This window comes from Coleofasciculus sp. G1-WW12-02 (genome assembly GCF_040219735.1).
Taxonomy (GTDB): domain Bacteria; phylum Cyanobacteriota; class Cyanobacteriia; order Cyanobacteriales; family Coleofasciculaceae; genus Coleofasciculus.
Genome location: NZ_JAVJRX010000125.1, coordinates 13,515 through 37,408, shown reverse-complemented (window position 1 = coordinate 37,408; position 23,894 = coordinate 13,515). Strand labels below are relative to the sequence as shown.

16 protein-coding genes are annotated in these 23,894 nt (G+C 46.2%); 8 read left to right on the top strand and 8 right to left on the bottom strand.

Features of this window, described 5'->3' with window-relative positions; genetic code table 11:
• Window positions 1-28: 28 nt before the first annotated feature.
• From RID09_RS20750 to RID09_RS20735, 4 genes are all read right to left on the bottom strand, one after another.
• Window positions 29-1,426, bottom strand: a complete 1,398-nt coding sequence (locus RID09_RS20750; RefSeq protein ID WP_446337814.1) for a hybrid sensor histidine kinase/response regulator — start codon at window positions 1,424-1,426, stop codon at window positions 29-31.
• A complete protein-coding gene (locus RID09_RS20745) occupies window positions 1,416-2,639 on the bottom strand; it encodes a hybrid sensor histidine kinase/response regulator (RefSeq protein ID WP_446337813.1) in 1,224 nt (407 codons plus the stop codon). The genes RID09_RS20750 and RID09_RS20745 overlap by 11 nt, the downstream gene beginning before the upstream one ends.
• A 119-nt stretch (window positions 2,640-2,758) precedes the next feature.
• A complete protein-coding gene (locus tag RID09_RS20740) occupies window positions 2,759-6,736 on the bottom strand; it encodes a PAS domain S-box protein (RefSeq protein ID WP_446337812.1) in 3,978 nt (1,325 codons plus the stop codon).
• Between the two features lie 384 nt (window positions 6,737-7,120).
• Entirely contained in the window at window positions 7,121-7,324 is a 204-nt protein-coding gene (locus RID09_RS20735) for a hypothetical protein (protein WP_446337811.1), read from the bottom strand.
• Window positions 7,325-7,453: 129 nt separating this feature from the next.
• Between RID09_RS20735 and RID09_RS20730 the strand changes: the two genes are divergently transcribed.
• The 3 genes from RID09_RS20730 to RID09_RS20720 all read left to right on the top strand — a co-directional run bounded on the left by RID09_RS20730 (window position 7,454) and on the right by RID09_RS20720 (window position 11,238).
• Complete coding sequence (locus RID09_RS20730; RefSeq protein ID WP_446337810.1) at window positions 7,454-8,128, top strand: response regulator; 675 nt, start codon at window positions 7,454-7,456, stop codon at window positions 8,126-8,128.
• Between the two features lie 23 nt (window positions 8,129-8,151).
• A complete protein-coding gene (locus tag RID09_RS20725) occupies window positions 8,152-10,095 on the top strand; it encodes a CHASE2 domain-containing protein (protein WP_446337809.1) in 1,944 nt (647 codons plus the stop codon).
• 384 nt (window positions 10,096-10,479) lie between these two features.
• Entirely contained in the window at window positions 10,480-11,238 is a 759-nt protein-coding gene (locus RID09_RS20720) for a DUF928 domain-containing protein (RefSeq protein WP_446337808.1), read from the top strand.
• A 233-nt stretch (window positions 11,239-11,471) separates the two neighbouring features.
• On the opposite strand, the gene RID09_RS20715 is transcribed toward RID09_RS20720, so the two are convergent.
• The gene (locus RID09_RS20715) at window positions 11,472-14,159 is read right to left on the bottom strand and encodes a CHAT domain-containing protein (protein ID WP_446337807.1); all 2,688 of its coding nucleotides are present in this window, start codon (window positions 14,157-14,159) and stop codon (window positions 11,472-11,474) included.
• Entirely contained in the window at window positions 14,160-14,285 is a 126-nt protein-coding gene (locus RID09_RS20710) for an RRXRR domain-containing protein (protein WP_446337806.1), read from the bottom strand.
• Window positions 14,286-14,392: 107 nt separating this feature from the next.
• On the opposite strand from RID09_RS20710, the gene RID09_RS20705 reads away from it, so the two are divergent.
• The 3 genes from RID09_RS20705 (at window position 14,393) to RID09_RS20695 (ending at window position 22,003) form a co-directional block, all read left to right on the top strand.
• Window positions 14,393-18,007, top strand: a complete 3,615-nt coding sequence (locus tag RID09_RS20705) for a two-partner secretion domain-containing protein (protein WP_446337805.1) — start codon at window positions 14,393-14,395, stop codon at window positions 18,005-18,007.
• Window positions 18,008-18,513: 506 nt separating this feature from the next.
• The gene (locus tag RID09_RS20700) at window positions 18,514-20,157 is read left to right on the top strand and encodes a M10 family metallopeptidase C-terminal domain-containing protein (protein ID WP_446337804.1); all 1,644 of its coding nucleotides are present in this window, start codon (window positions 18,514-18,516) and stop codon (window positions 20,155-20,157) included.
• A gap of 115 nt (window positions 20,158-20,272) precedes the next feature.
• Window positions 20,273-22,003, top strand: coding sequence for a ShlB/FhaC/HecB family hemolysin secretion/activation protein (locus RID09_RS20695; protein ID WP_446337803.1), 1,731 nt, complete (start codon window positions 20,273-20,275; stop codon window positions 22,001-22,003).
• A 183-nt stretch (window positions 22,004-22,186) separates the two neighbouring features.
• Here RID09_RS20695 and RID09_RS20690 read toward each other — a convergent pair whose 3' ends face one another.
• Window positions 22,187-22,816, bottom strand: a complete 630-nt coding sequence (locus tag RID09_RS20690) for an alpha/beta hydrolase (RefSeq protein ID WP_446337802.1) — start codon at window positions 22,814-22,816, stop codon at window positions 22,187-22,189.
• Between RID09_RS20690 and RID09_RS20685 the strand changes: the two genes are divergently transcribed.
• Window positions 22,794-23,150: a hypothetical protein gene (locus RID09_RS20685; RefSeq protein WP_446337801.1), complete on the top strand. Its 357-nt coding sequence runs from the start codon at window positions 22,794-22,796 to the stop codon at window positions 23,148-23,150. The two genes, RID09_RS20690 and RID09_RS20685, sit on opposite strands and share 23 nt — an antisense overlap.
• 6 nt (window positions 23,151-23,156) lie before the next feature.
• Here the strand turns inward: RID09_RS20685 and RID09_RS20680 are convergent, their stop codons facing one another.
• Window positions 23,157-23,708: a response regulator gene (locus RID09_RS20680; protein WP_446337800.1), complete on the bottom strand. Its 552-nt coding sequence runs from the start codon at window positions 23,706-23,708 to the stop codon at window positions 23,157-23,159.
• 21 nt (window positions 23,709-23,729) lie between these two features.
• Between RID09_RS20680 and RID09_RS20675 the strand changes: the two genes are divergently transcribed.
• A complete protein-coding gene (locus RID09_RS20675) occupies window positions 23,730-23,891 on the top strand; it encodes a hypothetical protein (RefSeq protein WP_446337799.1) in 162 nt (53 codons plus the stop codon).
• Window positions 23,892-23,894 lie beyond the last annotated feature (3 nt).

Sequence of the window (23,894 nt, the reverse complement as noted above, 5' to 3'; positions counted from 1 at the left end):
CGTAGGGGCGTTAGCGACATAAGGAGCGTCACGACTGAATGGGAATTTCAATCACAAACTCTGTACCGTTTCCCATTTCACTCGTGACAAGTAATTGACCTTGGTGCTTTTCCACGATGATTTGGTAACTAATCGTCAATCCTAAACCCGTTCCAGAACCGACTGGTTTGGTGCTAAAGAAGGGATCGAATATCCTGTTTCGTATATCTTCTGTTATTCCTAATCCGTTATCGGCAATACGGATAATAATATTTGTCTGTTCGACAATCTCTGTACTAATCCAAATCCTAGGGGTTAGGGATTGTTCCCGATGGAGTCGCGATCGCAAAAATTCTCCCTCATCCTCCTCCTCTCCCTCATCCCTTCTAATTGACCCCAAATTACTCCCCCGTCTGCCATACTTCTCATCTAAAGCATCAATAGCATTAGTCAGGATATTCATAAACACTTGGTTGAGCTGACTAGCATAACATTTGACTTGAGGTAAATTACTGTAGTTTTTGATCACGTTAATCCTGGGTCGTCCCGGTTTAGCATCTAAGTGGTACTGTAAGAGCAAGAGTGTGTTATCGATATTTTGATTAATATCAATGAATTTTAACTCAGCCTCATGCAGATGAAAAAAATTCTTGAGTAACAATACAGTTTTGCGGATGCGCTCAGCACCCACCTGCATAGAGTCCAGAAGTTGGGGTAAATCGGATTGGATAAACTCTAACTCAATCGCCTGGATTTGGGTAGTAATTTTCTCGGTCGGATGAGTATAAGTTTCTTGATAAAGCGTGATTAAATCAAAAAGTTGTTGAATATATTCATTGGCGTGATAAAGATTTCCGTAGATGAAATTGATTGGATTATTAATTTCATGAGCAATACCCGCTGCTATTTTGCCAAAGGAGGACATTTTCTCGGCTTGAATCAGTTGAACTTCAGTTTTTTGCAGCTTTTGTAGCGCCTTTTCAAGTTCCAACGCTCTCTGCTTTTCTTGCTGTTGGGATTGTAACAAGTGTTCATTTTTGACTTGCAGTTCCTTTTGCAGGTTTCGGAGGGTCAGATGAGTCTGGATTCGGCTTACAACCTCTTCCGGTTGAATCGGTTTCGTAATATAATCAACCGCGCCAATTTCAAATCCATGAACTTTTTTGAGTGTATCTGATAGTGCTGTCATAAAAATGACTGGAATATCCCGCATTGAGGGATTACTTTTCAGTCGTTTACATACCTCAAATCCATCAATTCCAGGCATCATCACATCCAGCAGGATCAGGTCAGGTTGAGCCGCTTCAACTCGCTGGATCGCCGTTTCCCCATCCGTGGCGACAAGTACCTTGAAGCCAGATTTCGTCAAATAATTAAACAGAAAACTTAGATTCGTTGGATTATCTTCAACAACTAGCAGGTTGCCTTGAGCTATTTTATGATTCATTTCTTTGACTGTTTTTTTTCGGTATTCTTACAGTAAAAATGCTCCCTTTGTTAATCTCACTGGTTACTTTTATCTCACCCCCAAAACCTTTTAAGATCTGCGTACAAGTATAAATACCCAGTCCTGTACCTGTGGGTTGATTTTCCTGTTTTTCTTCACCTTTAAAGGGTTTAGTTGTATAAAACGGGTCAAAAATTTTGGCTAGATTTTCTGGGGCTATACCACAGCCTGTATCTTGAACATCAATGTAAACGTTTTCTTCGTCTTGTCGGGTGATAATTGTTAATTTTTGTTTCGGATTACCCCACATAGCATCTAGAGCATTACTGATTAAATTATCAAAAATTTGAGATATTTCAGTATAGACTAAAGGAATTGATGGAATAGTATCATCCCAGAAATAGCATTTTTTTACCTGATGTTTAAACTGGAGATTAGCCTGCCAAAAATCGAGTTCTTTATTTAAAATTTCATTAATATTGAGTGGAGTTAGCTCCAAGGAGTGATCCATTATACTTTTATGCATGAGATTATCCAGTATTTTACTCATATCCCAGGCAGCTTCAGCCATCTTATCAACATAAGCGAGCGTCATTTTTTGAGAAATATCTTCTCCGGTCATTTCTCCAGTTGCCAAACATTTGTAAGATAAAATAAGCTGAATGCGATTTCTTAAATTATGAACAATTCCTTGAGTAAGCCGTCCAATCAAAGCTGTTTTCTCTTGTTCAATGAGTTGTTGAGTTCTCGCTTGCACAATTTCTTCCAGATTCTGATTAAGGTGCGCGAGTTCTTCGGTTTTCTTTTGCAGTTGATTTTGCAGGTTATGGAGTCTGAGGTGAGTCTGAATTCGGATCAAAACTTCTTCCTGATGAATGGGCTTAGTGATATAATCGACTGCACCCAGATTAAATCCCTGGACTTTATCTACTGTGTCAGAAAGCGCTGTCATGAAAACAATGGGAATGTCTTGAGTGGATGGATTTTCTTTCAACCGTTTGCAGGCTTCAAATCCATCAATTCCCGGCATCATTATATCTAAAATGATCAAATCCGGTTTAGTTACTTCGGCTCGTTTAATTGCACTTTCACCATCTAAAGCAACAAATATCTTGAATCCGGATTGGGTCAAGAAATCAAATAATATTCCCAGGTTGTGAGGTTGATCGTCAACGATCAACAGTCGGCTGGTTTCAGATGTTTGATTATCCATACTAATTAAGGGGAGGAGGGTAAAAGGGTAAGACTTTTTCTAAAATACCCTCTATAGGATATACGACTAAATCCGCACATAATAGGCACTTTAAATGACTTATGAATTATTATTACTTATCAGGTGTATTGATTTAGAATTTGCTCAATTTTTGGTAACTGGAAATCTTTAGCCAGAGAACGTATCTGTGTGGCAAAGGGAACCCAATCATTGTTTTCTTTTTGCCAATGCTGTGATTGGTCAATAATTCCTTGAATATCCCCCATTTCCAAGAGTTCCCACAAAATCGCTAGTTCCGAGGGGGGTGGAGGAACAAGGGGTATATCCTTAGTTTCCAGTTCAATGGTTGGGGAATCTCGATGTTCTTCATAAATTCCTTCAACACCTAAATGGACAATCAGTAATTCTAGGAGTTGCTGGATTGGCACAGGTTTTGAGAGAAAGTTTTGGCATCCAGCCGCTAAACTTTCCTGCTTAGTCGTTTCAAAAACATTAGCGGATATAGCAATGATAATCACCTTTGGGAGTTGGATCAATTGTCGCAGTCGCCGCGTTACTGTCAAGCCATCTAGTCCTGGCATGATTAAGTCCATTAATATCAGATCAGGCTGAACATCGACTGCCTTTTGTAAACAATCTTGACCATCGACGGCTTCAAAAATGTTCAACCCGAACGGTTCTAGCAGTTGTCGCAATAGAGAGCGATTAACGGCATTATCATCAACAATGAGAATATTTTGCTGTTGTCCTTTAACACCGATAAGTCGTCGAGGGCACAATTGTGCCGATGCTTGTCCTGGGGAAACGTCAGACAACTCTAAATCGAACCAGAATACACTACCTTGACCCAAAGTACTGCTAACTTGAATCGCGCTACCCATAAGCTGAACCAGCTTATGGCTGATAGCAAGTCCCAATCCAGTCCCTTCTACCGCGTGGGTGCAATCGCTAACTTGATGGAAGGGTAAAAAGATTTCGCTTAATTTGTTCGGATCTATGCCAATCCCCGTATCTTCAACTTGAAAACGAATTCTGGTAATTGGGGAAGTTTTAAGTTTTGAGTTATCTCCCTCATCTCCCCCATCTTCAAGATAGCCAACTCTAAACGTCACGCTACCTTGATCCGTAAACTTCACCGCATTGCTGAGTAAGTTGATCAATATCTGTCGCAGTCTTTTCTCATCAGCGATAACGCCTTGGGGGAGAGGAGATAAAAGTTCGTAAGTAAAGTCAATGTCTTTTTGGGTAGCACGCAGCCGAAAAAGATTGGCAATGCTGCTGAGAAAATTCGGTAAATGAAACTCTGTCGGATTAAGTTCTAATTTTTGGGATTCAATCTTGGAGAGGTCTAAAATATCATTAATCAGTGTGAGCAAATGTTCGCCACATTGGTGAATAATGCTTAAATTATCCCGTTGATTTTCGGTTAAATTGGTATCGGTTTGCAGGAGTTGAGCATATCCTAAAATGCCGTTAAGGGGGGTTCTGAGTTCATGGCTCATCGTTGCCAGGAATTCACTTTTCGCCCGATTCGCCACCTCGGCGGCGTCTTTGGCTTGTTGCAGCGCCACTTCTATCTGTTTATGCGCCGTAATGTCGCGGCTAATGCTTAACACCGACCGAATCGTGCCATCGGAATTAAACTCAGGTACGATGTGAGAGTGAAAAAATTTCATGCCGCTAGGTGTGGAAAAGTCATATTCAATGAGCTTTTCTTGTCCAGTGGTCAAGACAGATTGCAGCGCTTGATTCCAAAACTGGGCTTTCTCTGGCGGCATTCTCAACTCCAAATTGGTTTTACCGATAAAGTTTTGGGGAGAGAGTTCCGTTGCTTGTTCTATTGCCGGATTCACATAGAGATGACGCAATTGGTGGTCAAACCGCGCTATAATATCTGGTGAATTTTCCACCAACGCTCTAAATTGTTGTTCGCGGTGGTAGAGTGCCTCTTCAGTCTGCTTGCGATCGCTAATATCGCGGTTACTTGCCCGTTGACCCAACCAACGTCCATCCGCGCTATAGACGGGTTGACAGGCGTGGGCAATCCAACGGATCGCTCCCGTGCGAGTGATAATGCGAAAGTCCGTGGAATAGACATGGGGGTTGTCTAACTGTTCGCGTATATGTTCAGCAATTGTCAGGCGATCATCGGGATGGACAATTGCCTCAAGTAATCGCGCATCCTGGAGGAATTCCTCAGCGCTATAGCCGGTGATCCGTTGACATGAGGGAGAAACATAGATAAAGGTTCCATCTGGATCTCGCCAATACTCCCAGTCATAGGTAAAGTCAGCTACAGTGCGAAAGCGTTGTTCACTTTCTTGCAGGGCTTTTTCTGCCTGTTTACGTTCAGTAATATCATGAGCAACGGTATAAATTAACCGTTCCTCCAAAAATGGCGCGGCTGTCCAAGAGAACCATTTGTAAGATCCATCTTGACAACGAAACCGATTCTCAAAGGACTTGATCGTGATCCCCTCGGCGAGTTTTTTCATTTGCGCCTGAGTCGCTTCCCGATCATCTGGATGAACCCATTTGATAAAGGGTTGGGCTTTTAAGGCGTCACAAGTGAAACCCAAGGTTTTCTCTAAAGCTGGGTTAACATCGATCAAATATCCCTCAAAGTTGGCAATCATTAGTATATCCAGGGAGAGATTAAACAAGCGATCGCGTTCTCGCTGGATTTGTTGACGTTCCGTTAATTCGGCTTGAAGCTGGGAGTAAAGTTCCGCCTGCTGGATGGCGATTGTGACTTGAGTGGCTAGTGAGGTGAGCAGATCGGCTTCATCAGGCTGCCATTTTCGAGTAGCTTTATACTGATGAGCAATCAGCAATCCCCACAGGGTTTCGTTCTGAAGAATCGGCACAATGATTTTAGACTTAGCACCACACTGCCTGAGTGTATCAGCCAGACAGGGTAACATCTCATCCCGTTCAACATCCGCGACGGTATGAATTTCACCCTGACAGTAAAATTGATGACAGGCATAAGGAAAGATATACTCAGGTAGAGAATTTTCCTGAGAAACACAACAGTCTGGCGCTAAGGCTTGGGCGACAATTTTGCCCGTACCATCGCCCTGAGTGCGGTAAATCGCCACCTGATCACAAGCTAAAAATTGCTGAACTTGGGTTACTGTCGTATTGAGGATCTGATTCAGGTCTAAAGACTGGCGAATCTGTTGGGTGATCGCGCTGGTTAACCGCTCTTGTTCAGCTTGCAGGTGCAGTGCGGCTTCGGCGCGTTGGCGTTCCTGAATTTCCTGTTTTAAGTTTTCATTAGTACGCTGTAGTTCCTGGGTGCGCTCAACTACCCGTTGTTCTAACTCAGCGTTCAAGGTATGGATTTTGGCTTCAGCTTTTTTGCTGTTGCTGATATCCATCACTGTACCCAGCATCCGCACCGCTTGACCTGTTTGATCATAGATAAATTTTCCCTTTCCCTCAATCCAGTGAATACTCCCATCTGACCACACTACCCGAAATTCATTATGATACTCATGCTGCTCTAACTGAGAACGGTTCGCCGCTTGTTTAACGGCTTCTCGGTCATCTGGATGAATACAAGACTCAAACATCGCGTATGTGCCATCATAAGTACCTGGAATCAAGCCAAATAGTACTTCATGATGCTCTGACCAACGAATCTGATTCGTCAACAGATTCCAGTCCCAAATGCCCATCTGAGCCGCATCGAGAGCCAGGTTGAGGCGTTCTTCACTTTGGCGCAACTCGGCTTCTACTTGTTTGCGTTCGGTAATATCTCGCAAAACGGATAAATGGCGATGGGGGATCACATTAGCGGTTGCGGCATATTCCGTCTCCCGGATTGTCCCATCCCGACACCGGAGACGAAACTCCCCCTTTACGTGTCCCTGTTCCAGAAAAATACGCCACGCCTGAGAGAAATCAAACTCCAAGTCAGCAAAGTCTGAGATGCGGCATCCTAAGAGTTCCTCACGAGATACACCAAACAGGCGACAAGCCGCCGGATTGACCTCAACGTACTTTCCTTGATCATCCGCGATCGCCATGGCGTCGAGCGCTTGATTAAACAGCGCCTGAAATAAAGAGTGGCTGTCACTGTTGCCATACATACTTTATATTTACTGATGTACTTATAACTTTGGACGTGAACCATCACTCCGGGAACCGCTTCACCCTCATCCCCTAACCCCTTCTCCCATCATGGGAGAAGGGGAACCATCATAAAAGACTTTGCTGCTCATATCTGGAACACGACTCCCTTGCTCCCTTGCTTCTCCCTTGCTTCTCCACTCTCTCACACCAAAAGTCGTCTCCATCCTGGTTTCCCCTGCTTTATGAGCTGGCTACGACGGCGATAACTTTCCCTGATTTTCGGTGGATCAAACCCTTGTTTGTAAAGTACTATACTTTATACTTTATACTTTAGCTTTCTTCGCTCTGTAGGGGCGCAAGGCTTGCGCCCCTAAATGAAACGCTTGTACTATCATTCTGTACTATTTCCCATCTGATCTAAGCGCTTTTTTGCGTTTGCCGATCCAACCCGTTGCGCCAATACTAAATACCAATAGACTCCACACCGACGTAAATAAACCACTACAGAATAAGGCTTGACTATGGGTGTAGTACATCTGCACGGGGGGAACTTCAGTTTGGGAGTCCGGAGAAGACGCGATCGCTCCTGATGATTGGGAACACAACAGGCGCTATCGAGTAAAATTTTACTGAAAAACTTTTTGAGAGCAGGTGATCGCGCAAAACTTCCACACATCCAGCGCGTTCTACTTAGTCTCAAGTCCAGATGGTGAATAGCAAACTCTGAGGGATTGATGATCAGCAAAGATTTACCAAAGCCAGAGAAGATGAAGATCCTTGTCGTTGAAGACCACGAATTAACCATGGGTGGCACAATCGAGGTGTTGCAACGGCAATACCCAGAGGCTCAAATCCGAACCGCTCAAACGCAACAAAGTACTCTGGAGCAAGTGGAAACATTTCAGCCTGACCTGGTTATTATGGATCTTTCCATTCCAGAAGCCTCTGGAAAGACAGCTAAAACTGAGACGGGCATTAAACTCCTGCGGACAGTGATGCATCAGTACCCCGATCTCAATCTCGTCGTGTTAAGTACCCATGTCAATGCCCTGGTGCGGCTTAACCATGAGATTGACGAGCATAAAGGGGGTTTCACCGTGGTCGATAAAGGTTTCTCCAGTCAGGATATGTTAACCCGAGTTGATTGGGCATTCCAGGGATTAACCCATACCAAAGACCTAAAGATGCCAGGAGGAGAAGTCAAACCGGAGTGGCTGGAGGTACTCACCCTAGCATTTCAAGAGGGATTGCAAGATAAAGCAATTGCTGAGCGGATGCAGATAACTACCCGAACTGTGCTTCACTACTGGACGAAGATTCGAGACGTTCTGGGTGTTTATCCGGAAGAGGGGAAGAATCTCCGAATTCAAACCGAGATGCGAGCTAGAGAAGAAGGGTTTATTGATTGATCACTGAAGCAAGGAAGAAGCTGTTGCGGCGAAATCTTTGGCAAAAAATAAAAAAGGAAATTGCCATCTGGCGTGGAGGCGCACTGCCAGGAATTGTGGTGACTGGACTGGTAATACTCGCTCGTCTCAATGGTTCACTTCAAAGTCTAGAGTGGATAACACTTGATACTTTTCTGCGTCTGCGTCCTCCTGAACCGATTGATGAACGAGTTGTCCTTGTCGGAATTAATGAAGCGGATATCCGGGATGTAGGAACTTATCCAATACCGGATCAAGAAATTGCCAGATTACTTAGAACATTGCAAACCGACAAACCTAGAGCAATTGGTCTTGATATTGTGCGGGATATCCCGGTTAATCCGGGTCACGATGAACTGGTTTCGGTTTTTAAGGAGTTCAAAACTATCATTGGCATTGAAAAAGTATTACCCGTTCAAATTGCTCCACTTCAAATTGATCCACCTCCAGAATTACCGCCTGAACAAGTTGGTTTTTCAGATACTATTCTCGATAAAGATGGTAACATCAGGCGCTCTCTTCTAGTAACACCTACTTCCCCAGGATACCAGTTTTCTTTATCTCTGCGTCTGGCAGAAACTTATTTAATCGCTGAAGGTATTTCCTTAGAAAATGACATTCATGATCCTCATGCGATAAGGTTTGGTTCAACGGAACTCCCTCGCTTTTTGCCCAATTCTGGGGGATATGTGGGAATTGATGCAGGGGGGGTTCAAGTCCTGCTTAATTTTCGGAGTGGTCGAGAACGGTTTCGTACTCTCTCACTTAATGATATCAAAACCGGGAATTTTAATCCCAGTTGGATTCGCGATCGCATTGTTATTATTGGTATAACGGCTCCCAGCGTCAAAGATATTGTCAATACTTCTGCTATTACCAATCTCAATCCTCCTGGGCAGATTTATGGCGTGGAATTTCATGCTCATTCTACGAGTCAAATTCTCAGTGCTGTTCTGGATGGGCGATCGCTTTTAAGGACTTGGTCAGATGGGTGGGAATATCTATGGATTTTCGGTTGGGGTTTTGTCGCAATTAGTCTGGGTCGGCTGACTCAATCCCCGTTGAAAAGTCTGTTCGGTTTTGGCATTGTTAGCCTTGGGATAGTTGGAATTGGTTATGTGTTTATAGCTTGGGGTTGGTGGATTCCCGTAGCACCTGTTTTATTAATTTTGACCCTCAATGGTTTAGGGCTGAGTGCTTTTGCCTTTTATCAACATGACCAAGCTTTGAGGTCTGAGGTTTACGTCCGCCAATGTACTATTGAACACACATTTAATGTCATTCATAATGGTCCTTTGCAAACACTGGCTAATGTTTTAAGGGATATTCGAGACCAAGACTCACCACAAAATCCCTTTCTCTCAGAATTAGAGAACCTTAACCAGGAAATTCGGGGAGTTGGTGAATACCTGCAACGAGAAGCTCTCACTCAAGCAGAAAGCCTTCTCCTAGGAAGCGGCTTCAAACTCGACTTAAAGCTGCCAATTCACGAACTGTTCTATAAAGTCTATAGGGAGACGCTGAAGCGAGACAACTTTCCCAACTTTAAGACTCTCAAGGTTAAAGTCCGCACATTTGCTCCAATTGAGTCTAAATCTTTGAGCCTTGAGCAAAAGCGGGAACTTTGCCAGTTTCTCGAAGAAGCGCTGTGCAATGTGGGGAAACATGCCAAAGGAGTAACTCGCCTCAGTGCCATTGGCAAGCCCAATCAGGGCTGGTACACTCTGAGTATTAAAGATAACGGCTGCGGCATCTGTTCATCTTCTGAAAACCGAGGGACAAAGCAATGTAAAAATCTGGCGAAACAACTAGGAGGGACGTTTAATCGAGAGCCTGTTTCTCCCCGAGGAACTCTATGCGAGTTAACCTGGCCCCTCGTAAGTCGGCACTGGAATCTGGGTAAAATTGGAGATAGCGTTAAATCCTTTTTCTTGAGAAAAATAAAATGATTAGTCAACGTATGCTGATAAAAACTTAACGGCTGATGTCAGAAAAATCCAACCCTATTTATGGAGAAAAGGAATTTGTGAACAACTTACATCCTGACTCGCATTCATCTACGCTTGATTCAAAGAATACAAGACGTAGGATTCTGCGAGATCCGGCTAAAAGTGAAGTTCCCGTAGTGGTGTGGCACACCTTATTTGATGAATTAGAATGGGAGCCCGGAAACCGTAGGGGCGCAAAGCTTTGCGCCCGATTCAATGGTAAAATATATTCTACAATTTTAGCTGTATCAGTCCGCCATCGTGGGTTAGGCGATAACCGTAACCCGCCAACATCCAGGAATGGATTGTGTTACGTTTTAACCCAAATTGCTAGCAGCAGAGATTATGAAAACTAAAACCCTGGAATTTCTGAGCAAGCACATCAATAGTAGACTGGTAACTAGCTGTGTTTTAGGCTTATCGCTGGTCATAACTCCGGCGGCTTTAGCTGATTATGTACCCCCTGCCGATCAGGAGCCTCCAAGTGACTATACAGGACAATCAGGTCCCAGAGGTGGGTGTGAAGGTAAAGGGATACCCCTAACAGCCCTAGCGCCTCAGAGTCATGTTGGACAAACAGCTTCAACTCGCCCGACTTTTGCTTGGTTTGTTCCTGACTCGACCACCAAACAAATAGAATTCCGGCTCTATGAATATGGCTCGAACGGTGAATCCCAAATCGGTGAGCCAATTTTATGGGAGAGTTCGCCAGGGATTATGACATTAACCCTACCAGAAGACAAACCAGAACTTAAGGTAGGTCGCACTTATCTGTGGCAAGTCACCATCATATGTAACCCTGATAGCCCATCGGAGGATTTAATTACTAGCGCAGAGGTTCAGGTTGTAGAGATGCCTTCGGCTTTGGAAGGTACGTTTGTCGATGGCTCAAACAAATCTGATTTCTATGCTAAGGCAGGTTTATGGTACGACGCTTTAGGTGAAGCGCTCAAGTTAGCTGACCAATCCAGGCTGGGAGAGGTGGGTTCAACCTTGCTAGAAAACCTGGCTGAATTAGAGGAAGCAGGACTAACTGACGGGGAAACTGAGAAGGAGTATCAACGGATTGAGGACTTAAGCCAAATCGCCAGTAATTTGCAGTAATTGGGGCTTGCTGCACAAAACCGAAACCATTAGCTATCAAGGCTTTGAGTGGCATTAATATTTGCTCTAGTCTAGAAACTATTGTAGAGACCAAACATGGACGGTCTGGGCGGGTTTAGTCACATCTGGATGCAACCGAAAAGATAGTAGTAAAACCCGCCCCTACACAATTTTCCAATCTCCCCATCTCCCCATCACCTGCTCACCTCACAACTCCCGACAGCAGACCCTAGTTAAAGCCAGTTGCCAATGAGGATAAACGGTGCCCAGTAGGCGGGGTGGGCATATTGGTCATTAATCTCCTCTGTGTCCTTCGCCTCAATCAGTTTTCGCTGAGCTGCACGTAAAGCCTCGGCTTTGCTCACGCCGGGACGGCGCAAGTTGGCATAAAACTCTGTCACCAACTGAGCCGTGGAGGCATCATTGACAAACCAAAGGGAAGCTAAGGCACTGCTGACACCGGCTTGCACGGCAATGCCCGCTAAACCCAAAGCAGCTCGGTCATCTCCGACTGCTGTTTGACAAGCTGTGAGGGCAAGCAATTCGCCAGAGTCGGGTTTACGACTAACGCGGCTGATGATGTTTTCTAGATCATTGAGGGTGAGTTTGTCGTTATTGCCAGTGACGAGAAAGGTGTCCTCTCGAATCGCACTAAACTGACCGTGGGTGGCGATGTGAAGAATTGGGTAAACGGTTTGACTCAGTTCTTCTTCCATGCGCTTTGGGGTAAAATCCTCATTCAAGAGTGTTTGGCTACCGGGAAATTGAGTCTCGATTTCCTTGAGTTCAGTTTCAACATTGGTCAACGCTGAAAACGTTTGCCCATTGACTTCACTTTCTTGGGTTAAACCTAAGGCTAAAACGCGAAGGTTTTGACGGTTCAAGGCTTGGGGATTGGTCAGGTTAAGACTGGGGGTTGTGGCAATGGCATAGTTTTCCACCAAGAATTTATTACCGTCGTGAAGGGCAGCCATTGGGATGCTGCGTAAGATGCCATCCTGGATGAAAACGAGAGTTTCTATCGGTGCTGACTTTAAATCATTGGCAAAAGGAGCAATAATCTTGTTGTACAACTCCTGGGCTGGTTTTGGGTTATAGGTAATGTCACGTCTGCGCTCTAGTCCCCGGCGAAATTGGTTAATTTCATCCCGGAGCGTCTGACTATCAACGTCGATCCACTTCAGCCGCTTTTCACCGTTGGGAAGACTGACCAGAATCGCGGTGCGATCGCTTAAAATAATGGAGCTAAAGACAGCGGTGTTTTCCCCAACCAGTTCCTCCACCCGTTCCTGACTGATGAGTGTCAAGGCACAATCATTCCCAAAGTAATTTTGCAGTTCTGCGAGTTTTAGGGAATCAATGGTTTCGAGGGCAGAGTCTAGCTCCTTTTTATAATCCTGACTATCTCTTGGTTTCAAAGCAGCACGCTCTAACCTTAACTGAGCAAACTCCCGGTGGAGAGGATTAATCGCATCCCGAAAGTCAAACTGTAAGTCTCGCTGGGCAATCAGAAGCTCATTTCGGATATCATTGATTGTCGCGATCGCTCGTTCATAAGCTTTGACAGCCTCAGTTTCATTTCCTTGGGCGTTGAAAATGCGTCCTGCCTGCCACTCCCACAAATACAGACTATCTTTAGCCGATTGATTTTTGTCCGCCACCCACTGCGCCTTTTGAGTGAATTCTTGGGCGTTCTGATAGTCTTGGTGGCATTCATAGAGATGACCTAATTCACCCAAGGCAAACGACTGGGAACGGGAGTCCTGAAGGCGTTGAGCAATTGAGACGGCTTGATTGAGGAGTTCTTCTGCCTGTCCTTCTAGCAGACGCTTACCGCAGGGACTGTGTTGGGACGTGGTATCAACTGGGGTCATTGGTTGCTCCAGTTTAGCGAATTCGATGGCGGCATAGACTTTATCTTGAGAATCGGGGAGCCGCTTGAGTAAGTTCTGAGCTTGTTTGAGGGTTGTTGCCGCGTTGTTTGCGGCGTTGGGTAAGGTTGATTGTTTAGGGCGGTAATAAAGTTTAACTAAATTGCGTAACACCCGCATTTGAGCAAATTGGTCGTTTTGAGCAAGTTGGAGACTCTGTTGAAAATGGGTTTGAGCTTGCTGGTAATACTCAATCGCGTCTTGTCGAAATTCTGATGCCTTGGTATTGGCACCGCGTTGCTGGGCAGAATTGGCATAACCCTCTGTGAGCTGAGCTTGAGCCATGTAGACGTTGCCGAGATTGTTTAGAGTAGAAGCGCCAGAGGCTGGGTGATTAAGCTCTTGGGCAATTTTTAAGCTCCTGTTTAAATGGGCGATCGCTTGGTCGTAATCCCCTCTGAGGCGATAGGCTTCTCCTAGACTCCCGTGGGCGGCTATTTCTCCGTCTCGATCGTGATGCGCTTGGGCAATTTGCACAGCACTACCTTCAGGGCAACTCTCCTGTTTGCGAGAATCAGGGACGCCACATAAAAGCGCGATCGCTTTTCTCGCTTGTCCAAAGCGGCTGTAGGCTTGAGCCAGTTCGGTTTTCATTCGCCCTATTTGCTGCCAGTCACCTAGTTCTTGATAGTCAGCGATGGCTTGTTGCCAATAGCTGATTGCCTGCTCGATGTGACCGATTTTTTGATAGGTTCTTGCCAGATTTTCCCGGATAATGGCGGCGTTGAGGCGATTATTGGTCCTTTGGTAGAGTTCTAAGGCGTTTTGCCAGGGTTCAATCGCCCCTTGATAATCTCCTGTCTGGTAAGACTCAACCCCTTGTTGCACGAGTTGACTGGCGTTGCCAGATTGGGTCGTTGCTACATTTCCCGGTGCGGCTGGTTGAGCAATGGAGGGAAGATGACCGAGCCATAGGGAAAGGGTAAGGCTACTGAGAAAGAGAATTCCTAAAAGGCGATGGACGCTGGTTTTATGATGTTGACTGGGCATTTATATAGAACTCTCCAGTGCTAAATACCTGGATTTAATCCTCTTAACCAGCTTGATATGACTATCAAATTTATGCTGAATACTAGGAGCAAGCCAGTTATCTTTACGTTTGCGGTTATTGTACAATTAGTCAACTGACTCCTCCTTTTTTTATTTTCGGAAAAGAATCACCATTTTCATGGCATGAATTGCCGTGAGCGCTCAAGTGAGCTGTCCCAAAGGAGATAAAGCCCATGATGACTCAAGATAGGAGCAGTGGATACTGGAGGTTAGGGCTAGCCAGTGGTTTAACCCTAAGTGGAACAATCACTCTAATGGGATTGTTCGCTAGTGCGTTTTTGGGAAAATGTGCTGTTGCTCAGATTAAACCAGATACGACTTTAGGGGCTGAGAGTTCTCGCGTCACGCCTGATGCTGAGGTGAAAGGAAAGCCAGCGGATTTGATTGAGGGGGGAGCAGCGCGAGGTGCCAATCTGTTTCACAGCTTTAGTGAGTTCAATGTTGAGGAATTACAACGGGTTTATTTTGCCAATCCAGCAGGGATTGAGACTATTCTCTCGCGGGTAACTGGGGCAAATCCCTCTAATATTTTGGGAACGTTGGGAGTTGATGGTGCTGCCAATCTATTTTTACTCAATCCCCATGGGATTTTGTTTGGGTCGAATGCTCAACTGGATGTTGAGGGTTCTTTTGTGGCAACTACTGCGAATTCTATAGGGTTTGAGGATGGCTCATTATTTAGTGCAGCAAATCCAGAGGACTCATCGTTGTTAACGGTGAGTGTACCTTTGGGGTTGCAGTATGGGGCGAATCAAAGTGGAGAGATTGCCCATGCTGGGAATTTGGCAGTAGGGCAGGATTTGACGCTCTCGGCTGGAAATTTGGATTTGCAGGGTCAACTCTATGCTGGGGGAGATTTGACCCTGGCAGCGCAAAATACGGTGCGGATAAGGGATAGCGTGGATGCACCTTTTATGGCAGCAGCCAGAGGGCAGTTGTGGGTGCAGGGGAATCAAGGGGTGGATATTTTTGCCCTAAATCATCCCGATAGTGGGTTGTTTTCTGGCGGGGATATGGTGCTGCGAAGTGCTACTCAAGTGGGGGGAGATGCTCACTATTGGAGTGGGGGCAGTTTTCGGATAGAGCGGTTGGATGGGAGTTTGGGGGATTTGTCGAGTCCCAATGACCCGGTGATTCGGACAATGGGAGATGTGTTGATTGGTGCTTACGCGGGAAGTTCTCTGCATATTGTCGCTGGGGGTAAGGTGGAGATTCCTGGCTTTGTCTTTATTACTGGGGCAGATCCCACGAATGGTTTACAGGAAACTGTTACCTTATCGGATGGCACGACTGTAAATATTGACGGTAGAAGCGAACCGACGTTGGATATTCGGGCGGGAGTAGACCCAAGTGCGATCGGAGTTCCACTTTTCTCTGAAACTGGTAATGATTTTTTCGTCCCTCCTTTAGATTTTCCGAATACCCCAACCCGTGCAGATATCACTATCGGCGATATCTTAGTCTTTGACTTCACCGATGGGGGCAAAGTCCTATTGACGAATCAGTATCAGCCTAACTTATTACTAGACACCCCGAACGGTATTACTGTTGGCTCGATTGACGTAAGAGATGATTTTGGCGGGGGTTCTGTCTTTATTGATTCTCGCAGCAGTATTACTCTTAATGGCACAGTTAGTGCCTCTGCCTTTGAGCTTTCTGATACTTACTTTGGCAATGGTGGCGATGTCAGGCTAAAGGCTGAGGGTGATATTACTCTCAATCGGGGGGCTAATATCGTTTCCAGTGGTTTATTGGGAGGGAATATCACCTTCAACAGCGAGGGGGATATTTCTATCGCCGACAGCTTGATTGGGAACGCCAGCTTTACCAATGTAGCGGGTGTTACAGGGGGTGAGATTCAGGTGACGGCTAAGTCCCTCTTCTTGACCGAGGGAGCGGTATTGGCTACCTTTACCTTCGGGGCTAGGAATGCGGATGCAGTTAAAATTACCGCCACTGATTCGATGCGGCTGGATGGGGAATCGAGCGATGGACGTCTCAGTGGTGTATTCACCATAGTGGCTCCTGGAGCATCAGGGAACTCTGGGGGGATTGAACTAACCACTGCCTCCTTGGAACTGACCAATGGCGCTCAAGTGAATGCCTCTACTATCGGGAGTGGGAATGCGGGGGCGGTGAAAATTACGGCAACTGATTCGGTGCGCTTGGATGGGGAAGGTAGCAATGGATTTTCCAGTGGTGTAGGCAGTGTGGTGGGTGTGGGAGGTAGGGGAAATTCGGAGGGAATTGAGCTGACCACTGCCTCCTTGGAACTCACCAATGGCGCTCAAGTGAGTGCCTCTACCTTCGGGTTGGGGAATGCGGGTGCAGTTAAAATTACGGCAACTGATTCAGTGCGCTTGGATGGGGAAGATAGCAATGGATTTCTCAGTGGTGTATTTAGTAGGGTGGAGCCAGGAGCTGAGGGAAACTCTGGGGGGATTGAACTGACCACTGCCTCCTTGGAACTAACTAATGGCGCTCGAGTGGATGCCTCTACAGGAGGGGTAGGGGATGCGGGTGCAGTTAAAATTACCGCCACTGATTCGATGCGGCTGGATGGGGAATCGAGCGATGGAATTTCCAGTGGTGTATTCACCGGGGTGGGTGGGGGAGCTAGGGGGAATTCTGGGGAGATTGAACTGACCACTACCTCCTTGGAACTAACTAATGGCGCTCACGTGAATGCCTCTACAGGAGGGGTAGGGGATGCGGGTGCAGTTAAAATTACCGCCACTGATTCGGTGCGCTTGGATGGGGACTCAAGCGATGGATTTCCCAGTGGTGTATTCACTATAGTGGCTCCTGGAGCTGAGGGGGACTCGAGAGGGATTGAACTGACTACTGCTTCCCTAGAACTGACCAATGGTGCTCAAGTGAATGCCAATACCTCTGGAGGGGGAAATGCTGGTGATATCTCGGTGCGAGATGCTCAATCGGTCTTCCTAGACAACAATAGCTCTATTTCCACAGCGGTCAACCCTGATGCTAAAGGCATTGGTGGCGATATTGATATCCAAACCGACTCCCTTTCCCTGGAAAATAATTCCCAGATATCGGCTCAGAGTCAAGGACAAAGCAGAGCTGGCAACATTACCCTCCAAGTCTTGGACACCTTAACAGCGACTGACAGCGATATTATTACCGCCACCACGCAATCTGCTGGAGGCGCTATCGACATCACAGCTCAAGACATTCGTCTGCGCGGTGACAGCGACATCACCACCAGTGTCTTCAGTGGTGTCGAAAATGGTGGTAATATCACCATCACCACCGACTCGCTCATTGCCTTCGCTGACAGCGACATCCTCGCCTTTGCCCGTGATGGTCGAGGCGGCGATATTACCTTCAAAACCCCTGTTTTCTTCGGCTTCGCCTTCCGTCCAGCCCCCAAAGGCACTGACCCAGCTACTTTAGATAATAATAATCGAGTCGATATTAATGCCAGTGGAGCAGTCGATGGAGTCATCACCTTACCCAACCTTGACTTTATCCAAAACAGCCTGACCGAGTTACCCGAAAATCTGATTGATACCGACAATCTGCTTGCCAATAGCTGCATTGTCCGAACCGATGAACAAGAGGGAACATTCATCATCACCGGCGCTGGGAACTTACCCACCCGTCCTGGCGACGCTTCAGCTTTACCTTATCCGACTGGAGAGGTACGCGCTGTACCGAGTGAGAGTACCTCTCGTCCTTGGCAGAAGGGTGACCCAATTGTAGAACCAACTGGAGTGTATCAACTGCCAAATGGACGGCTGGTGATGGCGCGGGAGTGTTCTTAAGGCTGGGGGAATGTTTGGCAAAAGGTTTGAGCCACAGTATGTAGTTAGGGTCTGCTGAATAAGTCGGCTAGACAGAACTGATAGATTAAGTAGTTAGAGCTGGCTGCAAAAAGCCGAAACCCTTAGATATCAAGGCGTAGAGGATGTTTGCAGGCTGGTAAAGCCATTTATGGTAGGGGCACGGCAATGCCGTGCCCCTACAGGTAGTGCCTGTGCCGTCAATTTGCGTAAGTCCTAACTCAACAGAGGGTTGAAACTGTTGCCTGTTGCCTGTTGCCTGTTCCCTCTCCCCACCACAAGACTCCCTACAGCAGACCCCACTTATGTAGTTTTCAGCAATCTTACTGTAGTTTTCAGCAATCTTACTGACTCAATCGTGCAAAGAGCTTTGTTTATCCATACTATCAAACTGGTAGATATGGTGAATGCATTATATAAGTCTTACTTTTATTCTAAAAATTAGCGTATTTACGCAACACGATAACAATGACGATTTGGAGATAATCATGGCACATTCTAATCCCTATATCGATGGTATTCTCTGGGGAGGAAATAAACTTAATGACAACACAATCACCTACTCTTTCTGGAGTGATGCTTCCCTAGATGATGATTACTACAATAACGATACCATTAATACACCTTGGTTCGACTATGAAGAGGCTGCAATGCAGCAAGCCTTGACCACTTGGTCTAATGTCGCCAATATCAACTTTGTCCAAACCGCCGACAATGATGCTAATGCCGATTTTGGATTTCTTTTAGTCAACAATTTTGAGGTTGACTACTTAGGAGCATTCTCTCCCCCAGGTACCGTTGGAGAAGGAATTGGTTACTTTAACTGGCAAGGAACGGGTTGGGATGCAGAAGGTTTGCAACAAGGAGGCTTCGGATTTATTACCCTGATTCATGAATTAGGTCATGGTTTGGGATTGGCTCATCCCCACGATACAGGGGGGGGTTCCAGTATCTATCCTGGGGTTTCTTCTCCTTGGGATACGGGAGATTACGGTCTCAATCAGGGTGTTTGGACGACGATGACTTACAACGATGGTTTAGATACCAACGACTATACCGGAATTACGGATTATGGCTATCAAGGTGGTCCTATGGCTTTCGATATTGCCGCAATCCAGTATCTCTATGGGGCAAATATGTCCTACAAGACTGGCAATGATACCTACTTCTTACCTACTAGCAATACCTCCGGCACATTCTACTCCAGCATTTGGGATGCAGGCGGCATCGATACAATTTCAGCGGCTACTGCCACCGCTGATGCTACTATCAATCTCAATGATGCGCCACTAGTCGGACCCAATGCAGGTGGTTACATATCTGCCGTTGAAGGCATTTATGGCGGTTTCACTATCGCCAATGGTGTGGTGATTGAAAACGCGATTGGTGGTGCTGGCGACGATACCATCATCGGCAATGAGGCAGACAACTATCTCTCTGGTGGTGCTGGCAACGATTATCTCGATGGCTGGACTGGGGATGACAACCTGTATGGTAGTTCGGGTAACGACACCCTTTTAGGTTTCTCTGGGGACGATTACTTAGATGGCGGTTCGGGTAATGATAACCTATACGGTGAAGCTGACAACGATTATCTCGATGGCTGGACTGGGGATGACAACCTGTATGGCGGTTCAGGTAACGACACCCTTTTAGGTTTCTCTGGGGACGATTACTTAAGTGGCAGTTCCGGTAACGATAACCTATATGGTGAATCTGGCAATGATACATTACTTGGCGGAACGGGAACCGATACATTAGTTGGCGGTTCCGGTAATGACAGCCTCAATGCCTATGGTGGCAATACGGGAGAATACGATATCCTAAGCGGAGACTACAGTTCATCCCAACCCGGCGTTGAAGGTGCTTCTGATGGAGCGGATACATTTGTTTTAGGGGATACCTCTGGGGCGTTCTATCTAGGCTTGGGATATGCTACAGTTACGGATTTCTACTGGGCTGAGGGAGATATGTTCCAGGCTTATGGTAGTGAGAGTGACTACTCATTGGGCTTCCAAAACTGGTCTGGCAGCAGTGCGACCGATACCTTAGTCTACTATCAGAGCGATCTGATCGCTGTAGTACAAGACACTACCAATGTTATTGTCTCTTGGGACTTTACGTTTGTTTAATACCAAATCCGCCCTTGTAACCCCCTTTATACCTTGGTTTACCTGTTGCCTGTTGCCTTGTCTCCACCATAAAGGGGGTGGTTAACCCGGATTTAGTAATTCAGCCTCTAGAGACATGAATTATACACTGAGATGGATGGCAATTTTAGGCTCTAGCATTTCTACCATCACGGGTCTAACTCTGAGAACAATTGCTCAGTCTACTCCACCCCCAGGCGTGAACCTTCCTCCCACCACCCCAGAGAGGATTGAGCAAACCATTCCCAACCCCTCCGACTCCCCCCCTCCTCTCCCGGAAGAATCCCCAGCATCGCCACCAGAACCAAGTCTACAAACTCCTTCCTCTCCCCAACTCCCTGAGGTGACAACTCCATCCAATGTGCCGTTTTTTGTCAGAAAAGTAGAGGTGCTAGGAAATACCGTATTGCACGATGAGATTGCCATGTTAAAAGCCGAATATGAGAACCGTGAGGTAACATTTGAAGAATTGCTGGAGCTGCGCTCTCGGATTACTCAGCTTTACCTTGACCAAGACTACATCACCTCCGGTGCATTTTTACCCCTCCAAGACCCTAGTAATGGTGTTGTGCAAATTCAAGTCGTCGAGGGTGACTTAGAACGGATCGAGATTGACGGCTTAAATCATCTGCGGGAAGGCTATGTGCGTAGTCGCCTTGAACTCGCCACTGACGCACCCTTAAATCGAAACCAATTAGAAGAAGCACTGCAACTGCTGCAACTGGACCCCTTACTCAATCAAGTGGATGCCGAGTTAACCGCAGGAAGCCGTTCTGGTAGCAATATTTTGCAAGTCGAACTCAAAGAATCACCCACCTTTCACGCTGGCGTTTCTACCGCCAACAACCAATCTCCCAGTATCGGTTCCCTACAAACCAGCCTATTTGTTGCCCATGATAATCTCTTGGGTTTTGGCGATCGCCTCAAAACTCAATACAGCCTCACCGCAGGACTCGACCTCTACGATATCAACTATGCTATCCCCATCAATGCCCGCAATGGCACTCTGAGTGTACGCTACGCTAACAGCGACAGCAGCATTATCGAAGATGAGTTCGAGGAGTTTGATATCGAAAGCGAAACTCGCACTTTTTCTGTCAATTTTCGCCAACCGATATCGCGATCGCCAGAGAGGGAATTTGCCCTGAGTTTAGCCCTAGACTTGCGTCGCAGTCAAACCTTCTTACTCGACGAACCCTTTTCTTTCTCAGTTGGCCCAGAAGACGGTGAATCCAAGGTAACGGTACTCAGATTTTCTCAAGATTGGGTAGACCGTAGTGAACCCAGTCGCATCTTAGCCGCCCGGTCTCAGTTTAGCCTCGGGCTAGATGCCTTTGATGCAACCATCAACAACACCGGGACTGACGGGCGATTTTTTTCCTGGCTTGGACAATTCCAATGGGTGCAACGGTTGTCACCGAGAACGACGCTGATCACGCAAGTGAATGCTCAGTTAACCCCAGATTCTTTACTCTCTCTAGAGCGGTTCAGTATCGGTGGAGTCGATTCAGTCAGAGGCTATCGGCAAAATCAGCGGGTTGCGGATAACGGCATTTTAGGTTCACTTGAGGTTCGCATTCCCCTCACATCAGACCCTAGCCAGCTACAACTTGCCCCTTTTTTTGCGATCGGTACAGCTTGGAATAATCAAGATCCTGACCCTGACCCAGCCACAATTGCTAGTCTGGGATTTGGTTTGCGGTGGCAAATTCGTTCAGGTTTGGATTTGCGCCTAGATTACGGCATCCCCTTGGTGGAGGTAAACAATCAGGGGGATTCGCTGCAAGAGAATGGTCTTCACTTTTCTCTACGCTACCAGCCTTTTTGAACCCACTTTGGACTTTGGACAAAAAAATAAATCTGCGTATATTATACCCAAATGCATTGAGAGACAAAAGTTCCTCTATCTCAGCTCAAAGAAAGTTCCCCTGTTTTACCTGAGAAAGCGCAAGCGGTTCTGCGATTAATTAGGGTAGTGCAGCGGATGAAAAATGCTCAAACGTTTTCAAATTCAAGATACAGAACTTGAGCCAATAACATCCAGCACAAAACGCCGTACCAACACCAAAACTTCTGGCAGAATCTGATGCGCCATATCAAATTCTTGATACGTCACCGCGATTCCCAACCCCTTTAAATTATCTCTGGCGTGTTGCGCTTTACTCACAGGCACAACCGGATCTTGTCTACCATGCACGATCAAAACTGGAGGTAACGATTCCCGCGTCAGTTGAGCTGAATCATGCCAGTAGCCACTCATTGCAACTAAGGCGGCGCAGGGTAATCTTAACCCCACATCTAGTGTCATCGCTCCCCCTTGGGAAAATCCACTTAAAACGGTGCGGGATAGGGGAACACCTGTACTTTCTTCCAGAGACGTTAACCAATCGATTAACTTTTGGCGACTTTCCTCTAGCCCCCAATGATTTTCGCTTTCTAAGGCATACCAGGCATTGCCCCAGGGGACATTGGGATGAGGAAACGGAGCATCGGGAAATAGAAACTGGACATTGGGTAAGTCTAATGCCGAGGCTAATGGGACTAAATCCTGAGAGTTAGCCCCCCAGCCATGCAAGCACACCATCAAATGGGTTGGGGATTGACCATGGGTTGGTCCAATGGTGACGGATTCTAAAGACAAAGACCTAGATCCTAAATCAGAGGTTGTTGGAGTTCTAGCAGATGGAGAACGGTTTTGGCAAGCGTTCACCCCCAAAACTGTTCCCAGTGCGGCACAGCCTTGTAAGAAAAATCGCCGTCCGATTGGTGTCATATTGCAAGATGAAAATGAATTTAAATTATTCAACTCCATTCATCAACCTTGGATAGAAGTATTTCGATTAGTTGCTGAACTATTGCCCAATCCAGATCAACTATTGCTTTTGATCAAACAGCACAAAGAAGTAGATGCATTGATAATCAAATGTAAACAGCAGCACTTTCGACTAGCCAATGCTCTGATAACCCAAAGATGATACCCTTTAATCTAACTCACAACTATCGCCACAAAACTGACACATCCTTAACGCTGCAACTAATTTATCAACTGCCAATGGCTTACTCAAACATTCATTCATCCCGGCTTTTAAGCATTCCTCACGCACCTGTGGCATTTCATCAGATGTTACCGCAATAATACAAGGACGCTGTTCCGGTAACCATTCTTGGCATAAGCGGCGCATCATTGCCAAACCCCCCATCTGTGGCATTTGCACATCAGTTAAGACAACATCATAATGGTTTTGGCGTAAGGCTTCTAACGCTTCCAATCCATTTCCGACAACATCCGCCTGATAGCCTAGCGATCGCAAAACTCGTAACGCCACGGTGCGATCGCCCCATTGATCTTCCGCCAGGAGAATCCGCAGGGGTAATTCCTTCGCTAACGGTGCAACCGATTCAGCACTTGGCTGCGGATTTTGATTAGTCTCCGATGGCTGACTAAACATCCGCGTCCAAATGTTATCCACCTGAGACAGTTGCAGCAATTGATCGATGAATGTAGCACCGTGGGCAGTGGTTAAACTAGACATTGTTACTACCTTTCAGTGGTAATGTACAGGTTGAGCAAGTGCGATCGCCTCTGTCACAGTAGTGCGATCGCCTCTCCCTATCATCAAAGCCGATGGTTGCTTGAGATTCTGCTTGAGAAATGCTTGAGTTTGCTTGACTTATGCCACGTCAGAAAAAAAGAGCAGTATTATACAATAAAGTGATCT